The organism is uncultured Imperialibacter sp. (genome assembly GCF_963974565.1).
GTDB classification, from domain to species: Bacteria; Bacteroidota; Bacteroidia; order Cytophagales; family Cyclobacteriaceae; genus Imperialibacter; species Imperialibacter roseus.
The window spans coordinates 19,684-34,863 of the sequence record NZ_CAXBCJ010000008.1; the positions used below are offsets into that span (position 1 = coordinate 19,684).

Below are 15,180 nucleotides of genomic sequence, written 5' to 3' on the forward strand. Positions count from 1 at the left end.
AGGTTTGCTCTAACTATGCATCTCAACTATTTCTTTCTGAAGCCGCTTTGTGAGGAGCTGGATGCCGCCTGGCGGGGCTTCACATTAGGAGCATGCTTCAGCCAGCAGAAAGATGAGCTCATTTTTCACTTTTACAGAAACGAGGAAGAGAAGTTTATCAGGGTCTCTTTAATTCCCCAGCTCACTTTCATTTCATTCCCTGAAAGCTTTGCCAGGGGCAGAAAAAACAATGTCGATCTCTTTGAAGAAGCCATTGGTGGCGAATTGGAAATGGTCAGCATCACCCCCTGCGATCGCTCGTTTGTCATGGCATTTAACAATAGCTTTAGTTTCCTGTTCAAGATGCACGGCAGCAGGTCAAACATCATCGGCACCGACAAAAACGGTAACCAGAGGCTTTTCCGGAGCCAGCTTTTGGATGATGAAGGCCTAACACAAGAACAGCTTGGTACTACACTTCAACTGACAAGAGCGCACTTTGACGAGGTGGGCGGCGAACTTAGACAATTTGTTCCCATTTTGGGCAAAGAAACCACAGCATTTCTAAACGGGCTGGGCTACGATGACACAACGATAGAAAGAAAATGGGCGCTGGTAACACAGATGCTAAGTGCTTTTGAAAGTCCCACGTTTTACATCTGCCGCTGGCAGGAAAAGGTGCAGCTGCTGCTTTTCAAAGCAGGGGAAGTGCTCATGGAAACTGACTCGGCTATTGAAGCAACTACGGTTTATGCGCAAAAGGTTAGCAGGGAGTTTTACCTAAAAACCGAGCTTCACCCGCTGCTGCAACGCCTGAGAAAAGAGCTGAAGCAAACAGAAAGCTACCTGAAACAGTCAAAAGCTAAATTGATTGACCTGAAAGAAGGAAAAAGCTACTCCCAACTGGCCGATGTGCTTATGGCCAACCTTTACCAGGTAAAAGAAGGACTGGAGGAAGTGGTGCTTGATAATTTTTATACCGGCCAGCCAGTTAGCATCAAGCTTAAGAGGGCTTTGACCCCGCAGAAAAATGCAGAGATTTTTTACCGGAAAGCCAAAAACCAAAAGATTGAAATAGAGAAACTAGAGGAGGCCATTGCTGCTAAGGAAGCGCTGGAGGAAACTGTTGCAGAACATCTGCTGCATCTGGAAGACATGACCGACCTGAAACTCATCAGGCAGTATATTCAGCAACACGGACTAGCGAAAGAATCGAAACAAGCTGCCATAAACCGCCCTTTTAAAGTGTTCCAGATTGGGCTGTACGAGGCGTGGGTGGGCACCAACGCCAAAAACAACGACGAGTTGACCCTGAAGTACGCTACAAAAAACGACCTTTGGCTGCATGCCAAAGATGTGCCTGGCTCGCATGTAGTATTGAAATGGAGAGCAGGACAAAACTTCCCAAAGCCGGTTATCGAGCAGGCGGCGGCTCTGGCTGCCTACTATTCTAAAAGGAAAACAGACACACTTTGCCCTGTAATTTTCACGCCAAAAAAATGGGTGAGAAAACCAAAAGGCGCTCATCCTGGAGCCGTAATTGTGGAGAGAGAAGAGGTGATTATGGTTGAGCCGGGGCTGCCAAACTAACGAGAATTCATTGCAGCCTCCGTTCAATTATTTATCTTTATCTAATGGCAAAGCCCTACCAAACACCGGAGACCGACATCAACGACATCATGTTGCTTGAGCCGGAAGCTACCTATAGCTACGCCCACTACCTTCGGTGGAGTTTCGAGGAGAGGGTGGAGTTGATCAAAGGAAAGGTTTTCCATATGTCGCCAGCCCCAAACCGGGCACATCAGGACATTAGCGGAAACCTCCATGGCATTCTTTGGAGCTTTTTAAGAAAAAAGAAATGCAAGGCCTACGCTGCCCCCTTCGATGTGCGGCTGCCACAAAAACCATCAGATCCCGATAATCGGATTTTCTCCGTGGTTCAGCCAGACATTTGTGTGGTGTGCGATCCCTCCAAACTAGATGACAAAGGCTGCAGTGGCGCACCTGATATTATGGTAGAGATTCTCTCCCCATCCACTTCTTCGAAAGACCTCAAAGATAAGTTTAGCCTATATGAAGAAAATGGTGTAAAAGAGTACTGGGTGGTTTATCCGGGTGAAAAAGTCGTAGAAGTTTTCGTGCTGCGTAGTGACGGAAAATACAGCCAATCTTTAAAATTTACAGACGACGAAAGCGTGACTTCCACCGCCGTTCCCGAACTGACAATTAACGTGAACGATATTTTCGATTATTGATATAAAATGACACCTTCCCTACTCGCTGTTGAAGTTAAACAGCATGCCATCATGCGCTTGCAGGAAAACACGCAAAAAATAGCCAAATGCCTTGATCAACTATCTGAGGTGGAAATATGGCAGCGCCCTAACGCCTCATCCAACAGCATGGGTAACCTTATTCTTCATCTCTGTGGAAATATTACCCAGTACATTATTTCATCATTGGGGGGCAAAGAAGACCGTAGGGTGAGAGATGAAGAGTTTGACGCAAAGGGCGGCTACAGCAAAAAAGAGCTCCAGTTGAAGCTTGAAAGCACGATTGCTCAAGCCATTGAAGTGATCCAAACTATCTCTGAAGAGGAGCTCTTGAGAGTCCGTCCAGTGCAAGCCTACGAGTTTTCAGGGGTTGGCAATGTTATTCATGCCGTAGAGCACTACTCCTACCACACGGGGCAAATTGCCTTTTGGACGAAACAGGTAAGAAACAAAGACCTGGGCTTTTATGCCGATGTCGATCTTAACAGAAAGGGTCAGTGATTTTACATGCAGCAAAAACCACTAAGCCTCGGCTGGCATGGCCTTCAACTCTATCACCTGCTCCCTGGCTTTTCCAATAAATGTGTTGATATCCGTTTTGCCATCATGCTTAACAGGCAGGCCGATATGGACATCTACTTTATGAGGTTTTATAGCAAACCTGCCGGCTTTCCACACTTTTTCCGACCCACTAATAGCCACTGGAACCACATGCACTCCGGCTTGAGATGCCAGGAGAAATGGCCCCTTTTTGAAAATGCCGACTTCTCCATTGCGACTTCTGGTTCCCTCCGGAAACATCAGTACATTTTTGCCTCCTTTAATAAGTTGGCCAGCCTTTTTTAAACTTTCAATAGCCTTTTCTCTGTTGCTCCTGTCAACGAATATCATCCCTGTGCCCATCATGTACCACCCAAGAAATGGCACTTTTTTCAGCTCCTGCTTGGCAACAAAGTAAAGATTAACGGGTACTGCCCTGAACAAAACAGCAATATCAAGATATGACAGATGATTGCTGACAAACACATACGAGTCTTTGTCATTGACGTGCGCAGTTCCTTCCACTTTCAGCGTAACTCCACATGCCCACAAAATCCCAGGCGACCACCAGGTCCGTGCCATCACAACCGGTATTTTTCTATCGAATGTAATGATCATGATCAACAGAGAGGAGGAAATCATAAGGATACTCCAAAACACACAAAACAGAAGGCGAAACGGCGTAGACACTAATAATTGATTATGATGAATGCTCACAAAGCTAAAACAAAGCACCAAAAACCACCCGATTGTTTTTCGATAAAGCCCTCCGTTGGTATAAAACTGATTTAAGGGACAGATTGAGACAGCTTTTTCTTAATATCGTGTCGCATGGAAAACAGCACCTCAAAGAAGTCAGTTAGCGTTTTAGGTTGTGGCTGGCTCGGCTTGCCACTGGCAAGGCACCTGCTTCAAAATGGATTTAAGATCAAAGGGTCTACCACCTCCCCTGAAAAACTTGCCTTACTGAAAAAGACCGGCATCGAACCGTTCCTGATTCAGTTGTCCGACGGCGGAGACTATTCCCAGCTATCGGACTTTCTTACATCGGACATTCTGATTGTCAACTACCCCCCGGGCGTTAGAAAAGGCGGGGCTGAGCAGTTCCGAAATTCATTCGGTATCCTTTTGGACAGCGTAGCTAAGTCGCTTGTTGGCAAAATCATTTACATCAGCTCAACGTCTGTCTATCCAAATACCAACGAAGTTGTCTCAGAAGAAATGCAGCTTCTGCCTGATTCTGAAGCCGGGAAGGTTTTGCTCGACGCTGAAGACCGGCTGAGAAAACTAGATGGCAAGGAGGTGATCATTCTGCGTATGGCCGGCCTGATTGGCCACGACCGCCAACCGGCCAGGTTCTTCGCCGGAAAAAAAGGGCTGGCAAATGGTGAAGAGTTGGTCAACCTGATCCACCGGGACGATTGCGTTAACATCATTCACAAAATGATCGAAGGGCAAGCGAGCGGCGACACATTTAACTGCTGCAGTGATACTCACCCGCCAAAAAGGGATTTCTATACAAAGGCTTCTGAGGTTTTGGGGATAGTTCTTCCTCAATTTGCTGCGTCAGACGTCACCTCCTTTAAAATCGTCAGCAACGAGAAGCTTAAGAGCCAGCTGAAATACAATTTTATTTACGGAGATTTAACAAAATTCGATTGGCCTTAAATCGAGTTTCCGGCCCGCATTTGTTGTTCTCTTTCCCTAATTTTGAGGCGTCAATTATACGATTATGGATCTTCAATACGCCCTCGAACTTATCGGCACATTCTTTTTTGCCATTTCCGGCGCCCTGGCGCTACAGGGCAAAGAAGCCGACTGGTTTGCTGCGGCCTTCACTGGCTTTCTAACAGCCATTGGAGGAGGTACCTTGAGGGACGTGCTGCTTGGTAGCTATCCCCTGGTATGGATTGGTGACATTAATTTCCTCTACGCCATCATTCTTGGTGTCATCGTTACCTTTATTCTGTACGGCTTTGTTTCCAGGCTAAAACGAACCTTCATGCTGTTCGACACTGTGGGCATAGCCTTCTTTACAATTTTGGGAGTTGAAAAGGCCCTCTCTGTTGGTGTAAGGCCAGAAATAGCAGCCATTATGGGCATGTTTACTGCTATCATGGGCGGGGTGATCCGGGACACACTGACCAACGAACTGCCGGTGATTTTCAGGAAAGAGATTTATGCTACAGCCTGCCTGGCCGGCGCTATTTGCTACTTATCGCTAAGGCTGTTTGAAATTGATCGCAATGTCAACCTGCTGATTTCCATTGGCGTCATCGTTGTAATCCGGCTACTGGCAGTAAAATTCAGACTGTCACTGCCAAAGTTGAAGTAGGCTACAAAACACAAAAGCTGTCAAAAGACAGCTTCGGGTTTCACATTAAAAACATCACTCTTCTAAACTGGAACGTTTAGGTTCTTGACCGTATCCACAGGTCCGAAGTTTCTGGACTCCATCACGGTCTTTTTGCCCTTGATAAGTCTCACCTCTACAGGCATCACTTTGTGCTCAATATTTTTTCTGACAACCCTGTCATAGTACAGCTTCGCTTTCTGGTACTGCCCCTTACCAAACTCCTCCCGATCTTGAAAAGATTGTACTTCCGGAAAATTCGGAATTACGTGATACAAACGTACGGTTACCGAATAGGTAGGCTTAAAAGAATTTAAAAAGTCAATCCACGCTTTTTTCATAGACCACTAAAATATAGGTTTTGACAAATCTACACCATGGCAAAATACAGAACAATTTGAAAGTACACTAATTTACGTGGTTTCTAATTATTTATTAAGTAATAAAAAGTCGGAATGGCGAGGAAAAATTCAGCCCGCCCTTCAAAAAAGCAATACTCCATATCGTGTTTTTTCTCATCTTAGACTTCTTAAACTCCACACTCCCATGGCTAAAAAGTCTGTGTTCGATCCTCAGTCCGTACATCACCAGTTTCCTGCCTTACGGCGTCTGCACAACAAGAAACCCCTCATCTTTCTGGATGGCCCAGGCGGTACCCAAGTACCTGAGAGGGTCATCAGAGCTATTTCAACCTACTATCGCCGGTCCAACGCCAACACCCACGGTGCCTTTGTCACCACACGGGAAACCGATAAAGTAATGGCGGACGCCCGGGCAAAGATGGCAACCCTGCTGGGGGCTCCTGGCCCGGAGTGCATCTCTCTTGGTCAGAACATGACCACTATCAATTATTCGCTGGCCCGGGCAATGAGCAGGCTGCTGAAGCCTGGCGATGAAGTATTGATCACACAACTTGACCACGAGGCCAACCGGGGCCCGTGGCTTACCCTGAGAGATTTTGGTGTCAAAGTGCGGGAGGTGAAGCTTTTACCCACCGGCACACTGGACTATGCTGATTTTGAGCAGAAGCTCAATGAAAATACCCGGCTGGTTTGCATGGGCATGTCGAGCAACGCCATAGGCACTGTCAACGATTTTGCACTGGTGAGGCAAATGACCTACAAGGTGGGGGCCTGGCTCCTGCTGGATGCAGTTCACTATGCGCCGCACTTCAGCATCGATGTGCAAGCCATTGGCTGCGACTTCCTCATTTGTTCGGCCTACAAATTCTATGGGCCTCATGTAGGTATATTGTATGCAAAGCCAGGCCTGCTCGACAGGCTGCCAACCGACAGGCTAAGAACCACCGACCAGATAGCTCCCTATTCCGTTGAAACCGGCACGCTCAATCATGCGGCCATGGCTGGTGTTTCCGCCGCTGTTGATTTTATCGCTTCATTGGGATCAGGCAATAGCCTGAGAGAGAAGCTGGATGATGCTTACGCCAAAGTAAGTCAACATGAGTTCGCCCTGGCATCAAAACTTTACACAGAACTAAAGGCCATCAAGGGCATGACGGTTGTAGGGCAGGATTTTTCATCTGAAAAAAGAACTCCCACCGTGTCGTTTACAGTCAAAGGAAAAACGGCCGAAGAGGTATGCAAGCACCTTGCTGCGGAAAACATTTGCGCCTGGGACGGCCATTTTTATGCCGTGCGGGCCATTGAAGTACTGGGCCTTCTGGAAAAAGGCGGAGTTACCCGTATGGGAATTTCACTCTATAATACCGAACAAGAAATTGACTACGTAATCAAGGCCGTGAAAAAATTGACATAGGCCTTTCCTTTCGGTTTCACTCACTTCAAAATATCTCCCGCTGACTACCTAAATCCTTCTGCCCAGGACTTTAACTTTTTTTAACATCCTTTTACGAAGAATTTCGTAATATTTACAAGACTCAAACTCAAAAGGACTAATCATGTTAAAAAGTTACCTAATGGTGAGCATCAGGCACCTGATGCGCCAGCCTACCTATGCTGCGCTTAATATTCTCGGTTTAACAATCGGAATTGTTTCCAGCTTACTAATCATTCTCTATCTGTCGCAAGAACTTAGCTACGACAAACATCACGCAAAAGCGGACAGGATTTACCGCATTTCGTCGGACATCAAGGAACCTGACAATGCGTTCCGCTGGGCAGTGACCCAGCTCCCTCTTGGCCGAACGTTGAAGGCTGAATTTGAAGAGGTAGAGCAGTACGTCCGCTTTATTGGCAACGGCCGCACCAAGTTTATCAAAGACAATATCAACTATTTTGAAGAAGACGTCTTTCAGGTAGACAGCACAGTGTTTGATGTTTTTTCCTTTGACCTTATTTCCGGCAACCCCTCCACAGCGCTACAGAATCCAAGCTCCATGGTCATCAGCAAAACCATGGCGGACAAAATTTTCAAAGGCGAAAACCCGGTTGGGCAAATCCTGAAAACCGACCAGAATTCCTTCGAAATAACTGGCGTGTATGAAGACCTGCCTAAAACATCTCACATCAGACCCAATGCTATGATGTCGGCCAGCACTTCCGACAGAAACAACTCCCAAAACTGGGGCGGCTTTGGCATCTACACTTACGCTTTGTTAAGAGAGGGTGCTGACCCGAAAGTAGTGGAGACCAAGCTTAATGACATTATTGATAAATACGTAGCGGTGATCTTCGATCAGTTTGACATCGTGATCCGGTATGAAATGATTGCCATCAAAGACATTCACCTTTATTCCACTTTTGAAGGTGAACCTGAATCACTTGGCAACATCAAATACATCTACATTTTTGCCGCCGTTGCCTTGTTCCTGATCGTTATTGCCAGCATCAACTATATGAACCTGTCGACCGCACGCTCCATGCGCAGAGCATTGGAAGTAGGGATCAGAAAGGTAATGGGTGCTCAAAGGGGCATGTTGATTGGGCAGTTTATCACCGAATCGGTAGTGCTTACAGTTATCTCCTTAGTTATCAGCTTAATAGTTTTGGCGATCGCTGTACCCCTTTTCAACGGATCCCTCGACACCAACTTATCTCTTTTAGACCTACTGCAGCCACAGCTCATCCTGGTGGTTCTGTGCATTCTGGTGCTGACTGGGTTTGTCAGTGGAAGTTACCCAGCCTTTTACCTGTCGAGCTTTAAACCAGCAGCAGTGCTAAAGGGCAAGGGAGCTAGCAGAGGCGGCAATCAATGGCTGCGACGTGTGCTGGTTGGTATCCAGTTCGCCATCTCCATCTTCATGCTGATAGGTACCTTCATCATCTACGATCAAATGCAGTACCTGCGCAGCAAGGATTTGGGCTTCGACAAAGACCAGGTGGTTCGTGTGGTGCTGGACAACCAGGCCAGCCGTGAAAAGTATCCTGTTTTCCGAAATTCCCTGATGCAGAACCCTAATATCAAGTCCGTGGCTTCCTCGAGTACCTCGCCAGGGAATGGCTATGGCAAAAATGTGATGAGTGTCGAGACCAACGAGGGAGTAATGGAAAATTATGGCATCGATGCCTACGTAGTCGACTATGACTTTTTCCCCACACTCAGCATTCCTTTTGAGAAAGGGCGAAATATCTCTTCTCAATACCCAAGCGACACAGCCACCTCAGTGATGGTAAACGAAGCCATGGTGGCCAGAATGGGCTGGGAAGAACCTATAGGCAAGAAGTTCCAGTTTGACCGTGACAGCACCGTGTTTCACCGAGTGGTGGGTGTGGTCAGGGATTTCCATCAGCAGTCTCTTTACAACCCCATTGAAGCCTTGATGTTCATTCCTGGCCTCAATAATTCGAGTGTGCTGATCAAAACATCGGAAGACCTGCAGGCTTCGCTCGCCGCCATAGAAGCAAGCTGGAACGAGGTGTATCCAGGCATTCCCTTCGATGCTACGTTCCTTGATGAGGAGTTTATGGAGCAGTATGAAACAGATCAGCTTCGTGGCAAGCTGTTTCTCGGATTTTCGCTGATGATGATCTTCATAGCTTGTCTTGGCTTGCTTGGTTTAGCCTCCTTCATAGCGGAGCAGCGCACCAAAGAGATAAGCATCAGGAAAGTGCTGGGTGCCAACACTGGCGGCCTTGTAACTCTGCTTGTGAAAGACTTTGTGTGGCTGGTACTCATAGGTGCTGTGCCTGCGTTCGGGCTCGGCTACTATTTCATGAATGACTGGCTCAAAACTTTTGAATATCACGTTGACATCAACCTGCTGCTGTTTGTTGTCGTGTTGTTGATCATCCTGGTTATTACTGTGTTGACAACTGGCTATCATGCATTAAGAGCAGCCAACTCCAACCCGGCAAACAACCTGAAATATGAGTAAATTTCTGGCATAACTGCCAGTTTCAAAGCCCTGAAGTTGAACGACACTTCAGGGCTTTTTTTGTGAAAAACAATCACCATTGCACCTCGCAATGCACAGCGATTAATAGCTTCAACGCCACCAATCTCTACGATATGTTAAGTCGCTGACCACCAGATGGCTAGTCGGCTCAACGCAACAATCTGGTCTCCACTTCGTTAGTATATAGTAAAAATCATAAAAATAATATGAAAAATACCATTTTAGCAACCAGTTTACTAATGATGTTCATTACCAGCGGAGCCCTTGCTCAGGAGGCCGGTCTTAAAGGAGGACTCAACTTTTCAAATCTCTACGTCAACGACGTGGACGATGAAAATATGAAAATCGGGTTCAATGCAGGTGTCTACTACAAAGCACAGTTAACAGATGTGTTGGCCATACAGCCAGAAATACTTTACTCATTGAAAGGGGCTGAAGTAATTTACGACAATACATTTCTTGGCATAGGCAACGGTAAATACCGTTTCAATCTGAGTTATGTAGATGTACCTGTAGCATTAAAAATAAGCCCTGTCGGTAATTTTTATATCGAAGCGGGCCCGTATGTGTCGTTGCTTACGTCAGCAAAAGTTAAACGAATCGACTCAAACGGAGATAAGGAAGTGGTGGACGAACTTGATCGGGACAATTTCAATACAGTCGACTACGGCATATTTGGAGGAGTCGGCTTCAACTTTACCGGTGGGTCTTTGGGAGTTAGGTATAACTATGGCCTGCAGGAGATTGGTGAGAGCGGCTCCAATGTGGCCGAAGCAACTCCAAACTCAAAGAATTCCGTGCTTCAAATATTTATGACATTGCCGTTTTGACGGACAACAACCCAAAAATCAGGGCCTGGTTCGACCGATGTCGATCAGGCTCTTTTTAATTCCAGAATAGTAATCTCAGGAAGAATGCCAATTCTACCGGGATACCCCAAATACCCAAAGCCCCGATTGACATAAAGGTACTGGTTTTCCTCCTGATACAAGCCTGCCCACTGCTTGTAAACATACTGAGAAGGGCTCCACTTGAATCCGCCAATTTCTACACCAAACTGAAAGCCGTGTGTATGGCCTGAAAGCATCAGCTCTACATCGCCATAGTTGGGCCTTACCTGTGCGTCCCAGTGGCTGGGGTCATGCGAGAGCAGAATTTTAAACGGGTATTCCTCTGTCCCCTGATGAGCTAAATCCATTTTGCCATACTTGGCAAACCTGCCGGCTCCCCAGTTTTCGATACCAAGTATGCCTATTTGCTCGCCGTCCACCTTCACAGGAAGATTCTCATTCATCATCAGGCGCCAGCCTAACTCTTTGTGGGCCGCTTTAAGGTCTTCTAAGTTTGCTTGCTTAGCAGCCTCTGATGCCCAGTTTTTGTAGTCTCCGTAGTCATGATTGCCGAGAGTGGAGTAAACTCCCAGAGGCGCCTTTACTTTATCAAAAATGGAAATGTATTCTTTCACCTCCTCAGCCTCATTATTCACTAAATCGCCGGTGAAAAAGATAATATCTGGTTTTTCGCCCAGCAGCATTTCCACACCGCCTTTTACTGCTGTCTTGTTGAAAAAGCTGCCAGAGTGGATGTCGGAAAGCTGCCCTATCTGTATCCCGTCGAATTCTTTGGGCAGGTTAGGAAAGAAGATGGTTTTACGTCGAATCCGATAGTCGTGAGCGCCGCTCAAAATACCATAACTCATCGTCAATGCCGGAACAGCTCCTGCAATAAGTGCTACCTTCGAAATGAACTCAGACCTGGGAATGGCCCTTCCATTAGGATTGATAGGCTCCGGACTTGAAAATATGAAGTTGCCAAGCCATTGAAACCCTCTGATAATATCTCCTACCAACAAGAAAATAAGAGCGAATAGTTTTGACATCACGTTAATGAAGATGCCGAGCACAATGAAGGTGCGAAGACCTTTCACTGCTGATAAGTCGGCGAAGTTCACTACAAGTATGCCAAATACAGACAAGGTGGTGACGCCCCAGAAAATCCAATAAACAATTTTCCGTGTAGTGAGGGACACGTCGGCAGTTGCCAGCCTGACGGCTTGGAAAATATACCAATCGATAGCCAGTAAAAGAAGGAGTAAAAAGAATGCAAACACGATCCTGTTCATTTAGGGATGGAATTAATATGGCCAGCTCGGAACCTCTTTCATAAGAAAGAAAAAGAGCCCCTTTAAGTTCACCTTTAAATAGACGTTAAAGTCCGGTGAATACTTTAAAGGGGCTCAATTATTTTAGCTTAATCCGAATCTCCTGTTCACTCTGGCAAAGAACCAGTACATCACAGGCACAATCACCAACGTAAGGAAGGTGGCGAACGTAAGACCGAATACGATGGTCCACGACATGGGTCCCCAGAAGATTACATTGTCTCCGCCCATGAAAAAGTCTGGGTTGTACTCTCTGAAGAAACCTATAAAGTCAATGTTCAATCCGATAGCCAAAGGCACCAGGCCAAGCACGGTGGTGATGGCAGTCAGTAGCACCGGACGAAGCCTCGTTTTTCCTGCGACCACAATGGCCTCATCCACTTGCTCGATAGTGAGCCTTTCCACACCCAGCTCTTTCCTCATTCTGCTTCTGGTGAGCTCAATGAAGTCGATAAGTACGATGGCGTTGTTCACCACGATACCGGCGAGAGAAATGATGCCAACCATTGTCATGATGACCACGAAGTCCATTTGGAAAATTACCAAACCAAGGAACACCCCAATTGTACTGAAAAGCACTGAAGTCATGATGATCAAGGGAGCAGTCATTTTATTGAACTGCGCCACAATGATCAGGAAGATCAGGAATACCGCCAGCAGCAAGGCACTGCTCAGGAAGGCCATTTCCTCTGCCTGCTTCTCCTGCTCGCCACCGAACTTGAAGGAGTAGCCTTGAGGCATATCAAAGTTCACGAGCAGCTCTTTGATTTGATCGTTGATTTCTGTTGGATTGGCTCCTCCCAGCACGTTGGAGCTGATGGTTACGACTCTTTGCAAATCCTTCCTGCGTACCGAACCGTACGTTGTGCTCAATTCGGCTTTGGCGACGGCAGAAATAGGCACGGAAACAATTCGTCCGTTGGTTTGATCACGGAAAACCACGCTCTTGTTCATCAACGCATCGATATCGTACCGATACTTTTCGTCAAGTCTCAACTGCACTTCATAGTCATCTTCTCCCTGCTTGAATTTGGATATCTCCTTACCAAACAACGATGTACGCACTTCGTTGGCTATCGAATAAGTTGACAGGCCAAATCTGCGGGCCTTTTCTCTGTCGATATCTACAATAAGTTCTGGCTTGCCTGTTTCAAGGTCGGTTTTAAGCCTTTCGATACCTTCTATGCCTGATTCATTAATGAAGGTTTTCATGTCTTCAGTAATTTCTATCAGTCGGTTAAAGTCTTGTCCGGTAACTTCAATGGCAATTGGCTTACCTACTGGTGGGCCAGCTGCGTCCTTATCAACCGTCAGCGCCACACCAGGATAGCCCTGAACTGCCTCACGTATCTCGTTCATGATGTCACTGGTCATTACCCATTCATCCGAACCTTCTCTCTTGCGGTACTTAAACTCCACAAAATTGACAGTGATCCTGGCTTTGTTTGGCGTTTCAGCCTGGCCCACCGCTGAAGGGTCGTTGGGGTCAGCTGTGTCTTGACCTACCTTGGTCACCACCGACTCTACCATGAACTGATAAGGCTCTATCACCTTCATCACCTTCTTCTCCACCTCCTCTGTAAATGAGTTGGTCACATTGATATCGGTTCCTGAGGGCTGCTCAATGAACACATTGACGTACTTTGGTTCATTCACCGGGAAGAAGATGACATTGGGAGTAAACACCCCCATCATGGCTAGTGAAAAGAACAAAAGAAATACAGTACCAAAGAAAAAGAGCGTTGGGTTCCAGCCTCGCAAAGCAAACTGTAGCGTTCGGGAGTACAGCCCTTCTATGAAAGGCAGAAAAGTATCCTGAAACTTTCTGGACAGTGGAACCAGCACATAGACATTTAAGAGAATAAGCATCCCCAGAAGCAAAGCCAGGTTACCCAGCACATTCGCTTTTGCCAGTAGCAGCAAAGCGCCAATGCCTATGCTCACACCTGCAAATATCCATATCCTTTTATAGTTGAATGCTTGTCTGTTGTCTACCTTCATAAAGGCAGCAATCATTACCGGGTTGATCACCAAAGCCACAAAAAGTGAAGAGCTAAGCGTAACAATCAGGGTGATGGGTAAGTAACGCATAAACTGCCCCATCAGGCCTGGCCAGAAGGCCAAAGGAAGAAAGGCTGCAAGTGTGGTAGCCGTGGAGGAAATAATAGGCCAGGCCACCTCTCCCACTCCCCGACGGGTAGCTTCAAGCGGCTTCATGCCCAGTTCCATCAAACGGTAAACGTTCTCCACCACCACGATACCATTGTCCACCAGCATACCCAATGCCATGATCAGCGAGAACAGTACCATCATGTTGATAGTGATACTAAAGGCCGACAGCACGATAAAGGAAATGAACATCGACAACGGAATGGCCACACCTACAAACAAGGCGTTTCTCGTTCCTAAAAAGAAGAGAAGTACCAAAACCACCAGAATCACCCCTGAGATGATATTGTTCTCCAGGTTGCTCACCATTTCACGGGTCATTTCCGACTGGTCATTAGTGATAGCGATTTCAAGATCAGCAGGCAGCGTATCCATCGTTTTGTCGAGGATCGCATTTATCTTCTCTGTGGTAATCAGCAGGTTTTCACCGCTTCTTTTGATCACATCCACAGAAACCACAGGCTTGCCATTCATTCTGGCGAAGCTTTGCTTTTCCTTGAAACCGAACTCAATGGTTGCTATGTCTTTGAGGTAGACAATATTGGCGTTTTCATTTTTGACAATGATGTCTTCCATTTCACTGGCCTCCTCAAACTCACCCACCACTCTAATGGTTCTTCTGATGCCGTCCTCAAGAATATTTCCACCAGACAAAGAAACGTTCTCAGCGGAAATCGCATTCTCAATGTCGGAGAAGTTGACCTTCACAGCCTCCATCTTGTAGGGGTCGACATTGATTCTGACCTCTTTCTCGTCAATACCCCTGATTTCTACTTTGCTTACCTCACTTACTTTTTCAATCTCGTCCTCAAGAATTTCCGCATAGTCTTCCAGCTCCTCCAGGGTATAATTCCCCGAGAGGTTGATGTTCATGATGGGAAACTCCGACAGGTTGAGTTCGAAGATGTTTGGATCAGTTTGCAAGTCGCTTGGCAGCTCGGGCTTGGCCCTGTCCACGGCATCCTTCACCTTCGTCAGAGCGTCTTCAATGGCCGTTTCGGCGTTGAACTCAACAATGATGGTGGAGTAGTCCTGCACGGAAGTCGACTTGATATTATCAACTTCAGAGATGGTATTGATCTCTTTCTCGATCGGCCTTGTTATCAGGTTCTCTATGTCAAGCGGGGCATTGCCCGGATGTGCAGTACCTATGTAAACTATCGGCTGCTCAATTTCCGGATAGCTGTCTTTTGGAAGCGAGATATAAGAACTCACACCCATCACTATCAGCAAAAAAGTCAGGAAAAAAACCGTGGTTCGGTTCTTAAGAGAAGCTGAGGTGAGCTTAAACTCTTTGTCCACCACTTCTTCGTTCTCTTCAGAAAACCTGTTTTCCTCCGGAAGATTATCGTTAGTATTTGTATCGTTAGCCATATGGATTCGGTTTTTG

At 46.5% G+C, this 15,180-nt stretch carries 12 protein-coding genes; 8 read left to right on the forward strand and 4 right to left on the reverse strand.

The window, feature by feature from the left end; translation table 11 throughout:
- Nucleotides 1-15: 15 nt before the first annotated feature.
- The 3 genes from AAC052_RS12575 to AAC052_RS12585 are packed head-to-tail and all read left to right on the forward strand — an operon-like array spanning nt 16 to nt 2,753.
- Nucleotides 16-1,569, forward strand: a complete 1,554-nt coding sequence (locus AAC052_RS12575) for an NFACT RNA binding domain-containing protein (RefSeq protein WP_339813703.1) — start codon at nt 16-18, stop codon at nt 1,567-1,569.
- Between the two features lie 44 nt (nt 1,570-1,613).
- Nucleotides 1,614-2,234: a Uma2 family endonuclease gene (locus AAC052_RS12580; RefSeq protein WP_339813705.1), complete on the forward strand. Its 621-nt coding sequence runs from the start codon at nt 1,614-1,616 to the stop codon at nt 2,232-2,234.
- A gap of 6 nt (nt 2,235-2,240) precedes the next feature.
- A complete protein-coding gene (locus AAC052_RS12585; protein ID WP_339813706.1) occupies nt 2,241-2,753 on the forward strand; it encodes a DinB family protein in 513 nt (170 codons plus the stop codon).
- Between the two features lie 21 nt (nt 2,754-2,774).
- On the opposite strand, the gene AAC052_RS12590 is transcribed toward AAC052_RS12585, so the two are convergent.
- Nucleotides 2,775-3,410: a lysophospholipid acyltransferase family protein gene (locus AAC052_RS12590; RefSeq protein WP_317487787.1), complete on the reverse strand. Its 636-nt coding sequence runs from the start codon at nt 3,408-3,410 to the stop codon at nt 2,775-2,777.
- A gap of 213 nt (nt 3,411-3,623) precedes the next feature.
- Here AAC052_RS12590 and AAC052_RS12595 point away from each other — a divergent pair, with 213 nt between their 5' ends.
- Both AAC052_RS12595 and AAC052_RS12600 read left to right on the forward strand, forming a co-directional pair.
- Nucleotides 3,624-4,460 (forward strand): SDR family oxidoreductase, encoded by an 837-nt coding sequence (locus AAC052_RS12595; RefSeq protein WP_317487788.1) that lies wholly within the window; start codon nt 3,624-3,626, stop codon nt 4,458-4,460.
- 64 nt (nt 4,461-4,524) lie between these two features.
- A complete protein-coding gene (locus tag AAC052_RS12600; protein WP_151999802.1) occupies nt 4,525-5,127 on the forward strand; it encodes a trimeric intracellular cation channel family protein in 603 nt (200 codons plus the stop codon).
- Between the two features lie 62 nt (nt 5,128-5,189).
- Here AAC052_RS12600 and AAC052_RS12605 read toward each other — a convergent pair whose 3' ends face one another.
- On the reverse strand, nt 5,190-5,486 hold the full coding sequence (locus AAC052_RS12605; protein WP_151999801.1) for a hypothetical protein: 297 nt from the start codon (nt 5,484-5,486) through the stop codon (nt 5,190-5,192).
- Between the two features lie 205 nt (nt 5,487-5,691).
- On the opposite strand from AAC052_RS12605, the gene AAC052_RS12610 reads away from it, so the two are divergent.
- From AAC052_RS12610 to AAC052_RS12620, 3 genes are all read left to right on the forward strand, one after another.
- Complete coding sequence (locus tag AAC052_RS12610) at nt 5,692-6,921, forward strand: cysteine desulfurase-like protein (protein ID WP_339813709.1); 1,230 nt, start codon at nt 5,692-5,694, stop codon at nt 6,919-6,921.
- A gap of 142 nt (nt 6,922-7,063) precedes the next feature.
- Entirely contained in the window at nt 7,064-9,439 is a 2,376-nt protein-coding gene (locus AAC052_RS12615) for an ABC transporter permease (RefSeq protein WP_317487790.1), read from the forward strand.
- Between the two features lie 227 nt (nt 9,440-9,666).
- Nucleotides 9,667-10,290, forward strand: coding sequence for a porin family protein (locus tag AAC052_RS12620; protein ID WP_339813712.1), 624 nt, complete (start codon nt 9,667-9,669; stop codon nt 10,288-10,290).
- Between the two features lie 44 nt (nt 10,291-10,334).
- Here AAC052_RS12620 and AAC052_RS12625 read toward each other — a convergent pair whose 3' ends face one another.
- Entirely contained in the window at nt 10,335-11,582 is a 1,248-nt protein-coding gene (locus AAC052_RS12625) for a metallophosphoesterase (protein WP_339813714.1), read from the reverse strand.
- Between the two features lie 123 nt (nt 11,583-11,705).
- Entirely contained in the window at nt 11,706-15,164 is a 3,459-nt protein-coding gene (locus AAC052_RS12630) for an efflux RND transporter permease subunit (protein ID WP_339813715.1), read from the reverse strand.
- Nucleotides 15,165-15,180: the final 16 nt, after the last annotated feature.